The sequence below is a fragment of the Candidatus Marivariicella framensis genome (genome assembly GCF_982709265.1).
The window spans coordinates 95,386-111,672 of sequence record NZ_CEXPNT010000002.1; the positions used below are offsets into that span (position 1 = coordinate 95,386).

At 30.2% G+C, this 16,287-nt stretch carries 17 protein-coding genes; 8 read left to right on the forward strand and 9 right to left on the reverse strand.

Going from position 1 to position 16,287, the window contains the following annotated elements; translation table 11 throughout:
• Window positions 1–13 precede the first annotated feature (13 nt).
• Together AC34EU_RS01390 and AC34EU_RS01395 are read left to right on the forward strand one after the other, a co-directional pair.
• Window positions 14–751, forward strand: coding sequence for an MlaE family ABC transporter permease (locus AC34EU_RS01390; RefSeq protein ID WP_487533158.1), 738 nt, complete (start codon window positions 14–16; stop codon window positions 749–751).
• A complete protein-coding gene (locus AC34EU_RS01395) occupies window positions 751–1,524 on the forward strand; it encodes an ABC transporter ATP-binding protein (protein ID WP_487533157.1) in 774 nt (257 codons plus the stop codon). The genes AC34EU_RS01390 and AC34EU_RS01395 overlap by 1 nt, the downstream gene beginning before the upstream one ends.
• Here AC34EU_RS01395 and AC34EU_RS01400 read toward each other — a convergent pair.
• The 5 genes from AC34EU_RS01400 to porV are packed head-to-tail and all read right to left on the reverse strand — an operon-like array spanning window position 1,519 to window position 6,615.
• Window positions 1,519–2,115, reverse strand: coding sequence for a SprT-like domain-containing protein (locus AC34EU_RS01400; protein WP_487533155.1), 597 nt, complete (start codon window positions 2,113–2,115; stop codon window positions 1,519–1,521). The two genes, AC34EU_RS01395 and AC34EU_RS01400, sit on opposite strands and share 6 nt — an antisense overlap.
• Window positions 2,115–2,798 carry an SDR family NAD(P)-dependent oxidoreductase gene (locus AC34EU_RS01405; protein ID WP_487533154.1) on the reverse strand — a complete coding sequence of 228 codons (684 nt, stop codon included), beginning with the start codon at window positions 2,796–2,798 and terminating at the stop codon, window positions 2,115–2,117. The genes AC34EU_RS01400 and AC34EU_RS01405 overlap by 1 nt, the downstream gene beginning before the upstream one ends.
• Before the next feature lie 3 nt (window positions 2,799–2,801).
• Window positions 2,802–4,406 (reverse strand): dihydrolipoyl dehydrogenase family protein, encoded by a 1,605-nt coding sequence (locus tag AC34EU_RS01410; RefSeq protein WP_489696001.1) that lies wholly within the window; start codon window positions 4,404–4,406, stop codon window positions 2,802–2,804.
• Window position 4,407: 1 nt separating this feature from the next.
• A complete protein-coding gene (gene pdhA / locus AC34EU_RS01415; protein WP_487533152.1) occupies window positions 4,408–5,409 on the reverse strand; it encodes a pyruvate dehydrogenase (acetyl-transferring) E1 component subunit alpha in 1,002 nt (333 codons plus the stop codon).
• Between the two features lie 60 nt (window positions 5,410–5,469).
• On the reverse strand, window positions 5,470–6,615 hold the full coding sequence (gene porV / locus AC34EU_RS01420; RefSeq protein ID WP_487533151.1) for a type IX secretion system outer membrane channel protein PorV: 1,146 nt from the start codon (window positions 6,613–6,615) through the stop codon (window positions 5,470–5,472).
• 178 nt (window positions 6,616–6,793) lie between these two features.
• Between porV and gldJ the strand changes: the two genes are divergently transcribed.
• Together gldJ and AC34EU_RS01430 are read left to right on the forward strand one after the other, a co-directional pair.
• The gene (gene gldJ / locus AC34EU_RS01425; protein WP_487533150.1) at window positions 6,794–8,500 is read left to right on the forward strand and encodes a gliding motility lipoprotein GldJ; all 1,707 of its coding nucleotides are present in this window, start codon (window positions 6,794–6,796) and stop codon (window positions 8,498–8,500) included.
• Window positions 8,501–8,519: 19 nt separating this feature from the next.
• Window positions 8,520–9,824: a UDP-N-acetylmuramoyl-tripeptide--D-alanyl-D-alanine ligase gene (locus AC34EU_RS01430; RefSeq protein WP_489666529.1), complete on the forward strand. Its 1,305-nt coding sequence runs from the start codon at window positions 8,520–8,522 to the stop codon at window positions 9,822–9,824.
• Here AC34EU_RS01430 and AC34EU_RS01435 read toward each other — a convergent pair.
• Window positions 9,810–10,943 carry an NAD(P)/FAD-dependent oxidoreductase gene (locus AC34EU_RS01435; RefSeq protein WP_487533148.1) on the reverse strand — a complete coding sequence of 378 codons (1,134 nt, stop codon included), beginning with the start codon at window positions 10,941–10,943 and terminating at the stop codon, window positions 9,810–9,812. The genes AC34EU_RS01430 and AC34EU_RS01435 overlap by 15 nt on opposite strands.
• Window positions 10,944–11,264: 321 nt before the next feature.
• Here AC34EU_RS01435 and AC34EU_RS01440 point away from each other — a divergent pair, with 321 nt between their 5' ends.
• Genes AC34EU_RS01440 through AC34EU_RS01455 form a run of 4 tightly spaced genes read left to right on the forward strand, consistent with a single transcriptional unit; the run spans window position 11,265 to window position 13,107 of the window.
• Complete coding sequence (locus AC34EU_RS01440) at window positions 11,265–11,558, forward strand: hypothetical protein (RefSeq protein WP_487533147.1); 294 nt, start codon at window positions 11,265–11,267, stop codon at window positions 11,556–11,558.
• A gap of 17 nt (window positions 11,559–11,575) precedes the next feature.
• Window positions 11,576–11,824 (forward strand): hypothetical protein, encoded by a 249-nt coding sequence (locus AC34EU_RS01445; RefSeq protein ID WP_487533146.1) that lies wholly within the window; start codon window positions 11,576–11,578, stop codon window positions 11,822–11,824.
• Between the two features lie 39 nt (window positions 11,825–11,863).
• A complete protein-coding gene (locus tag AC34EU_RS01450; protein WP_487533145.1) occupies window positions 11,864–12,442 on the forward strand; it encodes a flavin reductase family protein in 579 nt (192 codons plus the stop codon).
• A gap of 23 nt (window positions 12,443–12,465) precedes the next feature.
• Complete coding sequence (locus AC34EU_RS01455) at window positions 12,466–13,107, forward strand: O-methyltransferase (protein ID WP_487533144.1); 642 nt, start codon at window positions 12,466–12,468, stop codon at window positions 13,105–13,107.
• Here AC34EU_RS01455 and AC34EU_RS01460 read toward each other — a convergent pair.
• The 3 genes from AC34EU_RS01460 to AC34EU_RS01470 form a co-directional block, all read right to left on the reverse strand.
• On the reverse strand, window positions 13,104–13,376 hold the full coding sequence (locus AC34EU_RS01460) for a Sec-independent protein translocase subunit TatA/TatB (protein ID WP_487533142.1): 273 nt from the start codon (window positions 13,374–13,376) through the stop codon (window positions 13,104–13,106). The genes AC34EU_RS01455 and AC34EU_RS01460 overlap by 4 nt on opposite strands.
• A gap of 79 nt (window positions 13,377–13,455) precedes the next feature.
• Window positions 13,456–15,747, reverse strand: coding sequence for a M1 family metallopeptidase (locus AC34EU_RS01465; RefSeq protein ID WP_489666532.1), 2,292 nt, complete (start codon window positions 15,745–15,747; stop codon window positions 13,456–13,458).
• Window positions 15,748–15,805: 58 nt separating this feature from the next.
• The coding region (locus tag AC34EU_RS01470; RefSeq protein WP_489696002.1) for a DUF6702 family protein at window positions 15,806–16,287 on the reverse strand (482 nt) is incomplete at its 5' end.

The window sequence follows — 16,287 nt, forward strand, 5'->3', positions numbered from 1 at the left end:
TTTTACAAAAGACATGAAGGTTTTAATAAATATTGGAAGTTACTTTTTAATGCTTCAAAAAGTTTTTGGAAAGTTTACTAAATGGTCTGTACTTAGAACTCTGATTTTTAAGGATATAGAAGTGCTAATTATTGGGTCTCTTGGCATTGTTAGTGTTATTTCTTTTTTTGTGGGTGGTGTGGTTGCGATACAAACAGCTCTAAACTTGAGCAATCCTTTAATTCCTAGAAATCTTATAGGTTATGCTACGAGACAATCTGTTATTTTAGAATTTGCCCCTACTTTTATGTCTATAATTATGGCTGGAAAGGTAGGTTCATATATAACATCAAGTATTGGAACGATGAGAGTTACAGAGCAAATTGATGCTTTGGAGGTCATGGGGATTAACACTTATAACTATCTTATTTTTCCTAAAATAATTGCTTTATTACTATATCCATTTGTTATAACACTTTCAATGTTTTTAGGAATTTTGGGGGGTTATGTAGCAAGCGTAACAGGTGGCCTTTGTTCTAGTGCTATATTTATTGAAGGACTTCAACTTGATTTTAACCCTTTTCATATACAATATGCTTTTATTAAGACTACTCTATTCTCATTTTTTTTAGCAACAGTTCCTGCATTTCATGGATATTATCTCAAGGGCGGAGCTCTTCAAGTCGGAAAAGCAAGTACCACTTCTTTTGTTTGGACTAGTGTGGTAATAATTTTAGCCAATTTTATAATAACTCAATTAATTCTTGCTTAATGATAACTGTAAAAAACATTTTTAAGGTTTTTGACAAAACAACTATACTAAATAATATTAGTGCTTCTTTTAAAAAAGGAAAGACAAATCTAATTATTGGTCAGAGTGGATCTGGAAAAACAGTTTTATTAAAATGTTTATTGGGATTGCATGTTCCTGAAAAAGGAGAAATATTTTTTGGAGATGAGTCATTAATTGATATGAAAGAAAAACAAAGGAGGATGCTTAGACAGGAAATGGGAATTGTTTTTCAGGGAAGTGCTCTTTTTGATTCAATGAATGTTGAGGAAAATATTATGTTTCCATTAAAAATGTTTACTAATAATAATGATGAGGAAATATTAGATCGAGTAAATGAAGTTATTAAAAGAGTAAATTTAACTAATTCAAATTATAAAATGCCTTCAGAGCTTTCGGGGGGTATGCAAAAAAGAGTAGCCATCGCTAGAGCTATTGTTATGAATCCAAAATTTTTATTCTGCGATGAGCCCAATTCTGGATTAGATCCAAAAACTTCAATACTAATTGATAATTTAATTCAAGAAATAACAAAAGAGTATAACATAACAACGGTAATTAATACTCACGACATGAATTCTGTTATGGAAATTGGAGAAAATATTATTTTTCTTCAGAATGGAAAAAAAGAATGGGAAGGTTCAAACCTAGATATTTTTGATACTGATAATAAACCGTTTATTGACTTTGTTTATTCATCAGAAATATTAAAGAAGGCGAGAAAAGCTTTAAAAAATAGTAAAGCTGATTTATAATGTTACTTCAGCTATTGGATTGAATAGATATTTCCTTCCTGATGATTTCTCTTCACATTCAAAACGTTTTCTAAGTTTTGGTCCTTTTTTAAAAACTCGACCGTTATATATTTTAAAATACTCTCCTTCAGGAATTTTAAAAACATATAATTTATCATCTTTTTCATAGGTATGCAATGCTGTTACTAATTCTATATCAGAGTCTGAAGACGCTTTGGGGTTTATAAAATGTTTTCTTAAAACTGGCAGAAGTTTTTCAGGAAAAATACTTGAATTTAAAAATGGAGTCATTAGGTTTATATATGTTTTTTTCCATTCAATTCCGTGTGGTTTTATATTTTTACTATGAAATTTATATGTGACTAAATGAGCTATCTCGTGAATTAAAGTTATTAAAAATCTAAACGGGCTAAGATTAGAATTAATTGTAATCTGTTCAGAGCCATTAAAATAAATTCTGTAATCTCCGTGCTTAGTATATCTTTTTTTTGATATTTTAAATTTAACCGGATATTCCTTTATGTATTTTGCTAAAATGGAGTGAGCCTGAACTGGCGTGTAGTCAAATATCGTTTTAAAATGATTATCCATTATGGAGTGGATAAAGAAACTGGAATCAATTTTCCATTATACAATTCATGTCCTGAAATTGAGAACTCTAAAATATAAGAGGCCATTTTTTTAGCTGAAACATTTGATTTATATCCAGGAAAAGCCTTTTCTAACATTTCGGTTTGTACAGCTCCAAGGGCTAGAACATTAAATGAAGGGCCTGTTTCATTGTATTCCTCAGCAAGTAATTCAGTTAATGTTATTAAAGCTCCTTTACTACTTGAATAGGCAGAAAGTCCTGGAAACTTTGAGCTACCCTGAACTCCCCCCATACTACTAATATTTAAAACATGGCTTTTTTTATTCATTATTGGTAAACACATACGAATAACGGATACAACCCCAAAGACATTAACATTATATACATTTTTAAAAGTTTTAATAGAAGTTTCTTCAAAAGGCATGTTTACCAGTAATCCTGCATTGTTTATTAAAATATCTAATTTGATTTTTTTTTGAATTAGATTTTTAACAAAAGATTCTATTAAGGAATCATTAGTTATATCAACAGAATATGAGTCAACATTTATAAGAGGTTTTAAATTAGTTATGTCTCTAGAAATAGCTATTACTTTATGCCCTAAAGAAGCGGCTGTTTTAGCTATCTCAAAACCAATACCGTTACTAGCTCCTGTAATTAAAATAGTTTTTTTGTTTATCATAGACTATAATAAGAGTCCTATCGGATTTTCTATAAAATTTCTTAAAGTTTTAAGAAATGCTGAGCCAGTAGCACCATCAACTGATCTATGATCGCACGCCAATGTAAGTTTCATTGTGTTTCCTACTACAATCTTACCCTCTTTGACAATTGGTTTTTGAATTATTGCACCAACAGATAAAATAGCTGAATTAGGCTGATTAATAATGGATGTAAATTCAGAAATACCAAACATACCAAGATTGGAAATTGTAAAAGTACTTCCATCCATTTCGGCTGGCGTTATCTTTTTAGACCTTGCTCGAATTGCTAACTCTTTAACTAGCTCACCAATTTGTAATAAGCTTTTTTCGTTTGCAAATTTAACAACAGGGACTACAAGCCCTTCGTCGACTGCGACAGCAACTCCCACATGAACATGATTAAAGTGAACTATTTTCTCATCATACCATCTAGAATTAACTTCAGGATGAAGCTTCAAAGCTTTTGCTGATGCTTTTATAATTAAATCATTAAATGAAATCTTTGAATCTGTTGAGTTATTATGCTGAATTCTAAATGAAATTAGATTTTCCATGTCAAATTCAACTCCTAAATAATAATGGGGTGCTGAAAATTTTGATTGAGAAAGTCTTTTAGCAATAGCTTTTCGCATTTGGCTGTTTGCAAATTCAGATAAAGACTCTTCTCTATTTAAAGTTGAATTTTCTTTTGAAACGATATTACTAGAATTAAAGTTTTCAATATCTCTTTTTATAATTCTACCATTATCTCCAGTCCCACTTACTTGTGAAATTTTTATTCCTTTTTCAGTAGCAATCTTTTTAGCTAATGGAGAAGCAAAAATTCTATCATTATTTATTATTTCAGATTTAATATTTTTAATTGGTTTTTCTGACTCCTTAGGTTTCTCTTTTAAAGATTCCTCTTTTTTAGTTGTATTACTTGATTCATTTATAGTACTAGATTCTTTACTTGAATTTAATGAAAGTAGCACTTCATCAACATCAGTATCTTTATCTCCAATAATCGCTAAAACACTATCAACCAAAGCTGATTCGCCCTCTTTTACCCCTATATAAATTAAATGTCCAGAATAAAAAGATTCAAACTCCATAGTGGCCTTGTCTGTCTCAATTTCGGCTAAAATATCTCCCTCTTTAACAATATCACCAACTTTTTTATTCCATGAAGCTACGACCCCTTCTTCCATTGTGTCACTTAATCTTGGCATATTAATAACCTCTAAATTTTTATTGATATTAGTAATGGGTTTCGTTTCTTTAACTACTCTATTTTCTGATTTCACATCAGATTTTTTAGAAAGTGAATCTTTGGAAGGTTTATCTATATATTTTGAAATATTTTCATCTTTTTCACCAATAATAGCAAGCAAGCTATCTACCGGTGCAGTTTCACCTTCATTCACACCAATGTGAAGTAGTTCGCCTTCATAAAAAGCTTCAAACTCCATTGTAGCCTTATCCGTCTCAATTTCAGCTAAAATATCTCCCTCTTTAATGCTATCACCAACTTTTTTAAACCACTTAGCAACTGTGCCTTCTTCCATCGTATCGCTCAAGCGGGGCATGTTTATAATTTCAGGCATATTAATCTAATTTATGTTTCAAAAAAGGATAATCTTTTTGTTCATATACTGCATCGTACATTAAGCTTTTATCAGGATATGGAGATTCATTTGCAAATTTTTCACACTCAAGCACTCGCTCTTTGATAGATACATCTATTTTATCTAACTGAGATTGTGTTGCATATTTCTTTTTCACTATAACATCTTTAACCTGAATAATTGGATCTATCTTACGGTATTCAACTACCTCATCTTTAGTTCGGTACTGTTGAGCATCTGACATTGAATGGCCACGATATCTATATGTTTTCATTTCTAAAAATGAAGGACCTTTTCCGGATCTAGCGTGTTTAATTGCCTTATCTAATGATTTTGCAACTTCAACAGGGTTCATTCCGTCTACAGGCTCACATGGCATTTCATAACCAAGACCTAGTTTCCAAATATCTTGATGACTTGCAGTTCTCGCTACAGAAGTACCCATAGCATATCCATTATTTTCAACGACAAAGACAACAGGTAAGCCCCATAGAGTAGCTAGGTTTAATGTTTCATGTAAAGTTCCTTGTCTTACTGCTCCATCTCCCAAAAAACATAAAGTAACATTATCCCTGTTAAAATATTTATCACCAAATGCCATACCGGCTCCTAAAGGAATTTGACCACCAACAATTCCATGTCCTCCATGAAATTTAAATTCTTTAGAAAAAATATGCATTGAACCGCCCAAACCAGATGATGTTCCCGTGGCTTTCCCAAATAATTCAGCCATAACTCTCCTTGGATCTTCTCCCATTCCTATAGGTTGAACATGATTCCTGTAAGCTGTTATCATCCTATCCTTTCCGAGCTGCATAACATGTAGCGCACCTGCTAAAACAGCTTCTTGACCGTTATACAAATGTAAAAAGCCTCTTACCTTTTGTTGGATATAAACAGAGGCTAATTTGTCTTCAAACTTTCTCCAAAAAAGCATGTTTTCATACCAATTAAGATATGTCTCCTTGGTGATTTTTTTCATAAAACCTATATGATATGTGTTTAATTAAGCAAAACAAAAATACTGAATTCTTGTGGATTTTTAAATGCTTTCTAGAATATTAAAAGCTAAAGAAAATCTCAATGTGTTTTCTAATGGACTTCTTACATTTGAAGTAGAGAATAAATAAGATACATTAAAGTTCATTTGATTAATTAAAAACCCTGTTCCAAAAGTCACATAACGTCTAGCACCTTTTTCTATGCTTTCATTAAAATATCCTGTTCTTAATGAAAAAGCTTCCTGAAAAACGTATTCAAAACCTAATGCCCATGTAATTTCTTTTAGCTCTTCTTTGAATCCATCAGGAGCATCATTAAAAGATTGCATGATCCCTTTTAAAAACCCTATATCTGGTTGCTTATATCCTAAAAATTTATTTGAATCATCATAACTAGCTATAGGAGTAGGAACTAATAATTTATTTAATTCTAAATTAAAATTCAAAGTGTTATCATCATCAAAAGAAATCTCAAGTCCAGTTCCAAGCTTAAGATTTGTCGGAATGAAATTTTGTTTTCCCCCTACGTCATATTTTAATCTAGGGCCTATATTAGATATGTTAAAACCAGATCTAAAAATTGTATTCATACCATTTATATCAAAAGATTTACTTTGATAAAAACCTGCAATATCAACACCTAAAGAATTTGCTGAATTATTATCTGAATCACTGGAAAGTTTTAAATCAGATCTAATATACCTCACAGCGACAGCCATTGAAAAAAACTCACTTAGCTTCAAAGAATATGATAAGTCAAGAGTTAATTCGTTTGGGCGCTCAACCCCTTGATCTATAATTGATCCAGCAATAACCTGATTAAACTGTACGTCACCCAAACTGAAATACTTAAAACTTGTAGCCCACGAACTCCTCTCATTAAGTTTTCTGTAATAAGTTACATTTCCTAAAAAAATATCATTTACTAGCTTACTTAGGTAAGGAGTATAACTTATCCCAAAACCTCCTGATGTTTTTACAAAAGAATATTTAGCAGGGTTCCATTGCTGAGAAAAAGCATCTGAACTAGTTGCTACTCCAATATCTCCCATTCCTGCCGCTCTTGCGTCTGAGGTTATTAATAAAAAAGGAACCCCTGTAGTAATAACTCTATCTTGAGCATTTATTTTAAAGATAAACATGATCAAGACAGATACTCCAAAAAATAGAATTTTACTTTTTATCATTTTGCATATTTATAACGAATAGATATCGTTTTTGGTATTTTTTTTAAAAAAAAATACTAAAAATTTATTTTAAACGTTCTAGGATTGAATGTTTTAATGAGTCTGTTATTTAATAAATAACAATGAGAGTGTTAAAATTATTATATTTGTTTAAGTTTTACAAACATAAAGTATTTATATGAGCATAAAAATTGTATATCGTTTACCTCTTTTGGTTCTAATATTATTAATAGTTACTGGTTGTGGTAAAAATAATACGTCAAGAGGAACTGGTTGGGGTATAAATGCAAAGGATAAAGGTTTTCAATATAATACTGACTTTGAAGATCAAGAAACTGGTCCTGGATTAGTATTTATCGAAGGAGGTACTTTTACAAAAGGCCAAGTTCAAGATGATGTTCTTCATGACTGGAATAATAGTCCATCTCAACAACATGTAATGTCTTTTTACATTGATGAAACTGAGGTTACTAATATCATGTATATGGAGTATTTAGACTGGTTAGAAACTGTTTTTCCTCAAACTAATAATATATATAGACAAGTTTACCGTCAAGCCCTTCCTGATACTCTTGTTTGGAGAAACGCTCTTGGATACGTTGAGGAGCTTACCACTAATTATCTTCGCCATCCGGCTTATGCTGAATACCCAGTTGTTGGAGTTACTTGGGTTCAGGCAGTTCAATATGCAGAGTGGAGAACAGATAGAGTAAATGAATTTTTACTAGAAAGAGAATCATATGTTAAAAAAGATGTTCGTTTTGAAAGTATAGATCCAAATAGCACATTTAATACTCAAGCATACTTAAGTAGGCCTGAAACAGCATACGGTTCAAAAATTGATAGCCTTGATGGAGGAGAAATACCCCTTATTAATTCTGGGAAAAGGGGTACTACTAAAAAAGATACAACAACAGTAAATGTATATGCTGGCGTAGGCAGTGGGCTTCTTCTACCATCCTATAGACTTCCAACAGAAACAGAATGGGAGTATGCAGCTTTAGCTTTAGTAGGGGATAGAGAGTATAACAATTACAGAGGTAAGAAAAAATATCCTTGGCAGGGAGAATACACAAGATCTCAAGATCGAAAAATGGAAGGTGATCAGTTAGCAAACTTCAAGTTTGGTAAGGGTGATTATGGAGGAATTGCTGGATGGTCAGACGATGGAGCAGATATAACAATTCAGGTTAAGTCTTATCCTCCAAATGACTTTGGATTATATGATATGGGTGGTAATGTAGCCGAGTGGGTTGCCGACGTTTACAGACCTATAATAGATGACGAATACAATGATTTTAATTATTACAGAGGAAACATCTACTATAAGAAAAGAATTGGAGAGGATGGAAAAGCTATTGTTATTGCAAGGGATGAATTGATTTACGATACTCTACCGAATGGGAGAGTAATACTAAAAAAAATACCAGGACAATTAGATCAATTAGCAATTGATGAGGAAGAAACATTTTTAAGACAAAACTTTTCAGAAAGTGATAATCGTAACTTTCGTGATGGAGATAGAGAGTCTTCTAGAGAGTTTGTTAAAGGACCACCTGAAGAAGGAGAAATGGAAACCCGCACTGAAACCTCAGGCATGTACAATGCCCCTAAGTCTCCATCGATAGTAACAAATGAAGAAACTGGAAAAAAAGAATATAAGAAAGATGATTCTAGTAAAAGAAGTTCATTAATTACTGATGAAACTAGAGTTTATAAAGGTGGGTCATGGAAAGATAGAGCTTATTGGCTGGACCCGTCTCAACGTAGATTTCTACCTCAATATATAGCTACAGAATATATAGGCTTTAGGTGTGCTATGTCTCGAGTTGGATCCAAAAGCAAAAATAAAAAATCAGCACGTCATCGACGTGGTGGACGTTAAATTCTTTTAAGGCATCCTAATGGATGCCTTTTTTTTTATGAGTGAAATAGAAAAAATATATAAAATTTTTAAGAAAGCATCAGGGGTATACACTGACACAAGAAAACGATTAATTAATGGAGTTTTTATAGCTCTTAAGGGGTCTTCATTTGACGGAAACACATATGCGTCAAAAGCAATTCAACAGGGTGCTTGTATTGCTATTGTTGACGATTTTGAAACATCTAAGAGAAATGAAAAAATTATATATGTAAAAGACACCTATTCTACATTAAAAAATCTAGCTAATTACCATAGAAAGAAGTTGACTTGCCCAGTAGTTGCTATAACTGGTAGTAATGGTAAAACTACTACAAAAGACCTTCTAAAGGTAGTGTTGGAAGAAGGCTATGAAACTCATGCAACTCAAGGGAATTTGAATAATCATATTGGTGTTCCTTTAACTATATTAAATTTACCACTATCGGCTGAATTATCCATAATTGAAATGGGTGCTAACCATCTAAAAGAAATTGAAGAATTATGTAAAATTGCTGAACCAACTCATGGGTTTATTACAAATTTTGGAAAGGCTCACATTGAAGGTTTTGGGAGTGAAAATGGAGTTGTGAATGGTAAATCAGAGCTATATACCTATTTGACAATTTCGAAAGGAACTGTATTTGTAAATTTGGACAATAAGAACCAAGTAAAAAAATTAGGTGAGGCTCCCTTTATTTCTTTTGGTCAAGATGAAAAATCAGATTACCAAGTATCATATCAAAATAGAAATAACAAGTTAGAGATAAGCTTCAAAGGATTTAAATTTAAAAGTTCACTTCACGGTGAATACAACCTTAAAAATATTGCAGCAGCAATTGTTATTGGGAATTACTTTAAAGTTCCGATAAATAAAATTCAAAAAGCAATTGAATCTTACAAATCAAGCAACAATAGGTCTCAATTAATAAAACTAAAAAACTATAAAATTATATTAGATGCTTATAATGCTAATCCTTCAAGCATGGAGCTAGCTGTCAAAAGTTTTAAAAAAAGTTATTCTAATATGAATATTTTAATTTTAGGGGATATGTTGGAGCTTGGAGATTATACTTTAACTGCACATAAAGAAATAATTCGGTTAGCAAAAAAATTATCGTTCTCTAAAATAATTACAGTCGGTGAAAATTTTAAAAAAACTGGAATATTATTATCTAATCTAGAACAATTCAGTACTACAAAAGAATTAATAGTTCATCTTGAAAATAAACCTATTAAGGAAGAAAATATTTTAATTAAAGGTTCTAGATCTATGGAATTAGAAAAAATATTAACTATTCTCTAAAAGAAGATCTGACACTTCTTTCCCTACTAAACTTCCTAATGCAACCCCCATTCCTCCGAGTCTAACACCCATTACAGCATTCTTGTGTATTTTTTTTATTATAGGTTGCTTAGTGTCACCAAAAGCCATTATACCTGACCATTCCATGTCTAGTTCATAATTAGTATCAGGCAAAATAATGGAATCTAAATCATTAAGAAGTGATTTTTTAATTATTTTATTTATTCCAAATTCTGTGGTATTTTCATTTTTTAAATCTAACTGTCTTCCTCCACCGAACAGTACTCTATTTTGAAAGTCTCTGAAATAATAGTACCCTTTATTGTAATGGAAACATCCCTTTAATTTTAAATTTTTTATTGGTTTAGTTATTAACACCATTCCTCTTCCAGGATTAATATCATAATCAGGAAACCATTGCTTTGTAAAAGCATTAGAACAAATAGCCAAATACTTTGATTTAAATGAAATTTTTGAATTAAAATTTGAAACATGAATTTCATGATCAAAAGAGTTTAGATCAAAATTTTCTACATTAGCTCCTGTAATTATTTTAATTCCCTTTTGATTAGCTAATTTTTGAAGCTCATAAATAGTAGTTCCTGTATTAATTTGAGCCTCAAAAGGATTAAAAATTAGTTGCTTAACTATTTTTTTTGAAAAACCCAAACTTTCAATTTTCTCATTTTTTAATGAAAATATATTTTTATTAAATATTGGGAAAAGTAGTTTATTATATTTTTCTATTGATCTTTCAAGATTTTGATTTTGAGTAAAAAAAAGCTCATAACCTCCATTATTTATTAAATCAAGATTTTTTTGAGAAATAGTTTTTTTAAGAAGCTCTAAACCTCTAACACGTTTTTCTACCAAATTAAGTAAAGAAAGTTCAGACATTTTAATACTGTCTTCGATTAACTCTGAAATAGATCCAAAACATGCAAAACCAGCATTTTTAGTACTCGCTCCATTTGGAAAAATATCTCGTTCCAAAATCGCAATTCTTGCGTTAGGTTTTTTTTTATTAAAAGACAATGCTGAAAATAGACCTGAAATTCCCCCTCCAATGACAATTAAATCATAGTTAGTAAATGCTATTTTTTCCCAATAACTTATCATTAGTAAGCTAATTAATATTAACTAAAGTAATTAAATTGAAAGATTGGTATTAAGGTACTTTATTAGACTTATTATTAATGATTTTTTTTAAATTTTATCATCTTCATAATCTAAAGAAGCACTAACAAATGATTAATCCTTAAAGCCTCCAAACAAGACAATAAAAAATAATAACACAAAAAATATCTCTGAAATATGTAGTTAAACTCTATGTCAATCACAATTTAACCAAAAAGTGCGATTTATTAAAATAATTTAAAAATTAGAATTTTTAAAAACTTAATTTTAACTACTTTAGATTTTAAATATTATATTTTTTAAATGAAAAAAATTATATTACTTCTATTGCTCACCTCTAATGCTTTATTCTCGCAGGATTGGCTTGTAATAGAACAGCATACCGAAAATAGATATAAAAATGGGAAGATGAAGGTTGTTATAGATGATGGAAAATCATTAAACACTATTGAGCTAGAAGATCCTTCGTTTGCCAACCTAATCAAGACTCTTCAAGGAGAGGATTTCGAATTAAAATTTATAGACTCTTCTTTTATTCTTGAAGGAAAAACTCAAAAACCAATCACACGATATTACTTTATCAGAAAGGATTTATAACTATTTTATTTAAAAGTATGAGAACCTTAAAGGTGCTTTTGTTTTGTTTATTGTTTTTTAATTGTCAAAAAAATGATGATTGCATAACTATTATTGAAAAAAAATATATAGAAAATAAATATTATTTTTTATTTGAAGCAAATAATATAACTAACAACACCAACAATCTTCAATCTACAAATATTCCTGACCAATACTCTTCGGGACAGGTTGATGATAAGACTTATCAAAGTTATAACGTTGGTGATGTATATTGTAACAATTAATTATAAATGCAGAGCTTTAAAAAAACAGACATTAATAAAATGTCAAAAATTTATAGGTTAAACCTTATTAATAGTATTACTGGCTACAAATCTGCAAACCTGATTGGAACCAAAACAAATGATAATATTAATAATGTTGCTGTGTTTAGCTCTGTTATACATTTGGGTAGTAATCCTCCATTAATTGGTTTTATTCTTAGACCTACCAAAGTTCCAAGGCACACATATGAAAATATACATAAATATGGTTGCTTTACACTAAATCAAATAAGTAAATCTCAAATCAAATCAGCTCATCAGACAAGTGCGAAATATTCAAAAGAAAATTCCGAGTTTAAAGAAACAGGATTAAAATATGATTTTAAAGACGGAATTGAAGCCCCTTTTGTTAAAAATTCTCCTATTCAAGTTGGTTGTTCTTATATAAATGAATATGATATAAAAGAAAATAATACGATTTTTATTATTGGGAAAATAGAGGTTATATACGTAAATAAAAATCTTTTATTAGATGATGGATTAGTTCAACTCGATAAGGGTGCAATTGTTGCAATTAACGGTTTGGATGCATATGCCTTACCTAAATTAATCGAAAGATTTTCATATGCAAGACCATAAAGTAATTTTTAAATTTATTATTTATGGAATTTATTGATGAAGCTCTCATTGAATATGCAATTAAAAACAGTAGTGAGGAGTCTGATTTACTAAAAATATTAAGAAAAGAAACCAATCAAAAAATTCTTCATCCAAGAATGCTTAGTAGTACTATTCAGGGAAGATTTTTAAGTTTTATTTCTAAATTAATTATGCCTAAAAACATTCTTGAAATTGGAACTTATACAGGTTATGGAACTCTTTGTCTTTCTGAAGGACTTCAAAAAAATGGTAAAATTCATACTATAGAGATCAATGAGGAGTTAAAAGATTTTCAAAATCACTTTTTTAGACAAAGTGATAAAAAAAATCAAATCAATCAACATGTTGGAAATGCAATGTATATAATTGAACAAATAAATGAAGAATTTGATATTGTTTTTTTAGATGCAGATAAAAGTAATTATGTGAATTATATGAATTTAATAGTACCTAGACTAAAGAAGGGGGGAGTTCTAATTTCTGATAATGTGTTATGGAGCGGTAAAGTACTACAAAAACCAGAAAAAAACGATTTAGACACAAAAGCCCTTCAAAAATTCAATACTACTTTAAAAAATCATTCTGAATTAGAAACAATCTTACTGCCAATAAGAGACGGCCTTAGTCTAAGTAGAAAACTTTAAAGATTACGTTTAACTGAATCGGATAATTCATCTAAATCTTTTTTAGCACTTTTAATTTCCTTATTTAACTTTTTCACAACTGAGGCTGAAGAATCCTCGATGTCTGATGATTTTTGAATTTCAGTTTTAATTTCATTTGTTGCATGTCGAATTTGAGTAATTCCCTTAGCCATTCCTCTTGCGATAGATGGAATTTTATCTGCACCAAAAACCAACAAAACAATAAAAAAAATTAAAGCTATTTCAGCTCCACTTATAAATAGAAACATTATCTAATTTTTAACAAATATAAAAAAACCAGAATGAACTATAATAGCAGTTTAAATTCATTTTTATAAAAATAAAAATCTACCCTTTGATTTTTGCTTTAAATTTTTCAAAATCAGAAGAAGATTTTTCTTTTGGCCAACTGTTATTCGAATTGTCAATATCTGCTGTCTCCATGTCAGGATCAACTTTCACTCCAATCAATTCTTTATTTGTAGCTAATACTTTTCTAACTGAATTATCATTTTTTCTCCATACCTGTACAGGATATTTTATTCTATCCTTAGTTCCATCTTTATATGAATACTCTACAATTAGAGGCATAACTAGTCCACCTGGTTTTTCGAATTCAATTTCATAAAAATATTTTGGAAGATTATTTTTTTCAGTTGAATTATCACCAAAACTTTCGTCAATATATTTTTTTAAGGGAATTGAATTATTAAAATCTACTTCCCCATTATTTTCTCCATTTTCAGGAGACATAAATACATAATCTGGAGCAAGATCATTTGCTGTCATTCCATAAGCTGATAATATTTTATCTACCTCTGGTCCGGGTTTAGATGATATTTTATATTTCTTAACACCTTTTACTCCAATATCCACATAATCCGTTGAATAAAACCATCCCCTCCAAAACCAATCTAAATCAACGGCAGAAGCATCTTCCATAGTTCTAAAAAAATCTTCAGGCGTTGGATGTTTAAACATCCATCGTTGAGAATACGTTTTAAATGCGTGATCAAACAACTCTCTTCCCATGATAGTTTCTCTTAGTATATTCAGTGCAGTTGCAGGTTTTGCATATGCATTTGGTCCTAATTGAAAAACATTTTCAGGATTTGACATTATAGCCGAAATATTATCTTGATTTCCTGACATATAAGGAGTTATCTTAGAAGGCTCACCTCTTCTTGAAGGATATTTGCTAAGAGGGTTAATTGCTTCTTTAAAATTCTCACCAAACTCTTGTTCGGTCAAATACTGCATAAAAGTATCTAACCCTTCATCCATCCAGCCCCATTGACGTTCATCTGAATTAACAATCATAGGAAAGTAATTGTGACCCACTTCATGAATAATAACACTTATCATTCCAAACTTTACTCGATCTGAATACTTTCCATCTTCATCAGGACGACCGTAATTCCAACATATCATCGGATACTCCATTCCTTGATTTTTAGCATGAACTGAGACTGCTTTAGGATATGGATAATCAAACGTGTATTTTGAATACGTGTCTAATGTTTGCGCAACAGCTATGGTTGAATATTTTTCCCACAAAGGATTTCCTTCTTTAGGATAAAGTGAAACAGCCATAACTTTTCTTGGACCAACCTTAACTGCCATCATATCCCAAATAAATTTTCTTGAACTAGCAAAGGCAAAATCACGTACATTTTTAGCTATATACTTCCAGGTTTTTTTCTTTTCTGAAAATTTAGATTCTTTTTCAACTACTTCTTCTTGATTTACAATAATGACTGGCTTATCGAATGAATTTTGAGCTTTTTTATATCTTTTAAATTCTTCATTTGTTAAAACTTCACGAGGATTTTTCAAGTCTCCAGTTGCCTCTACTACATGATCCGCTGGGACAGTCAAGTTAACTTCATAATTTCCAAAGTTTAAAGCAAACTCTCCGTTACCCCAAAATTGATAATTCTGCCATCCCTCAACATCATTATAAACAGCTAGTCTAGGAAAAAATTGAGCGATAACATAGGCTCTATTTCCATCCGTAGGAAAAAATTCATACCCTGATCTTGCACGATTTGTTACATGATTATTGATTTTATACCACCACTTTATTTTAAAAGAATAACTTTCACCACTCTCAATAGGATTTGGTAAATCAACTCGCATCATGGTGTTGTTTATAGTGTATTTTAACGGTAAGCCTGAATTAGATTTAACCCAGTTTATATTAAAACCTCCGTCAAAAGGCTTGTCAAAATATTTAGCAGCGAAAGCTTCAACAGGAATAAGTGGATCAGCTCCTCCTCCATTTTTTTCAAGTGCTGGAGCATCTTTTTTTCTAATGTTTTGGTCTAATTGAATCCATAAATAATCTAATTGATCTGGTGAATTGTTTTTATAAATAATTGTTTCTTCTCCATATAATTTTGTGTTTTTATCATCAAGCTCAATATCCATAATATAATCAACTTGTTGTTGATAATAATCTGAACCTGGTGCTCCAGAAGCAGTTCTATATCGATTTGGAGTCGAAAACTCTTCATATAATTGCTTAAATTTGTTATTGTTACCATGTCCTGGTTTAGGTAATGAAGAAACACCTTCTTGAGCACTAGTATTGAAGCTAATAAAAATTATAAGGGATATAGAGTAAATAAATTTTTTCATTATAACTTGATTTAAAGTTATCGAATATAATATTATTTTTTTTAAAAATAATATTTAACTAATCAAGGAATAAAGTAGCTTTTGGATTATTTACATCAAGTAAAAAGCTTTTTCTGAATTTATCAATTTTAAAATGAATAATATTCTGTTGATTTTTAAAAAAATCAAATAAAATATAATTTTCAAAAGACACACTTTTAATCTTTTCAAATAATTTAACCTCATAATAAACTTGTAGCATGTCTGTTTTATACTCCTTTCCAATAAAATCAAGAATCATTGGCTCTTGGTTAGCTAATATTTTAAATTTTTCAATTATATATTGATTCAATTGTTTGTTTATTTCGATAGAATTCGAATCTGGATCAAGTTTTAAATTATTGTTTTTTGTAATTACATCCTCAAAATCATTAATAAACATTCTAATTGTAATCTGAAGAATATTTTTTTTCTTTATATAATCAACTTGAGTTGTCGAAACGTAATAGTCATGAAACTCAAGTTCAACATTTTCTCCTTGAGAAAGCATCATGATAAATA

Coding starts and splice junctions, on each gene's coding strand:
- porV (WP_487533151.1), bottom strand. CDS start 6,615: ATGATAAAAAGTAAAATTCTATTTTTTGGAGTATCTGTCTTGATCATG.
- AC34EU_RS01450 (WP_487533145.1), top strand. CDS start 11,864: ATGTCAAAAATTTATAGGTTAAACCTTATTAATAGTATTACTGGCTAC.
- pdhA (WP_487533152.1), bottom strand. CDS start 5,409: ATGAAAAAAATCACCAAGGAGACATATCTTAATTGGTATGAAAACATG.
- AC34EU_RS01390 (WP_487533158.1), top strand. CDS start 14: ATGAAGGTTTTAATAAATATTGGAAGTTACTTTTTAATGCTTCAAAAA.
- gldJ (WP_487533150.1), top strand. CDS start 6,794: ATGAGCATAAAAATTGTATATCGTTTACCTCTTTTGGTTCTAATATTA.
- AC34EU_RS01460 (WP_487533142.1), bottom strand. CDS start 13,376: ATGTTTCTATTTATAAGTGGAGCTGAAATAGCTTTAATTTTTTTTATT.
- AC34EU_RS01410 (WP_489696001.1), bottom strand. CDS start 4,406: ATGCCTGAAATTATAAACATGCCCCGCTTGAGCGATACGATGGAAGAA.
- AC34EU_RS01435 (WP_487533148.1), bottom strand. CDS start 10,943: ATGATAAGTTATTGGGAAAAAATAGCATTTACTAACTATGATTTAATT.
- AC34EU_RS01395 (WP_487533157.1), top strand. CDS start 751: ATGATAACTGTAAAAAACATTTTTAAGGTTTTTGACAAAACAACTATA.
- AC34EU_RS01440 (WP_487533147.1), top strand. CDS start 11,265: ATGAAAAAAATTATATTACTTCTATTGCTCACCTCTAATGCTTTATTC.
- AC34EU_RS01430 (WP_489666529.1), top strand. CDS start 8,520: ATGGATGCCTTTTTTTTTATGAGTGAAATAGAAAAAATATATAAAATT.
- AC34EU_RS01400 (WP_487533155.1), bottom strand. CDS start 2,115: ATGGATAATCATTTTAAAACGATATTTGACTACACGCCAGTTCAGGCT.
- AC34EU_RS01455 (WP_487533144.1), top strand. CDS start 12,466: ATGGAATTTATTGATGAAGCTCTCATTGAATATGCAATTAAAAACAGT.
- AC34EU_RS01445 (WP_487533146.1), top strand. CDS start 11,576: ATGAGAACCTTAAAGGTGCTTTTGTTTTGTTTATTGTTTTTTAATTGT.
- AC34EU_RS01465 (WP_489666532.1), bottom strand. CDS start 15,747: ATGAAAAAATTTATTTACTCTATATCCCTTATAATTTTTATTAGCTTC.
- AC34EU_RS01405 (WP_487533154.1), bottom strand. CDS start 2,798: ATGATAAACAAAAAAACTATTTTAATTACAGGAGCTAGTAACGGTATT.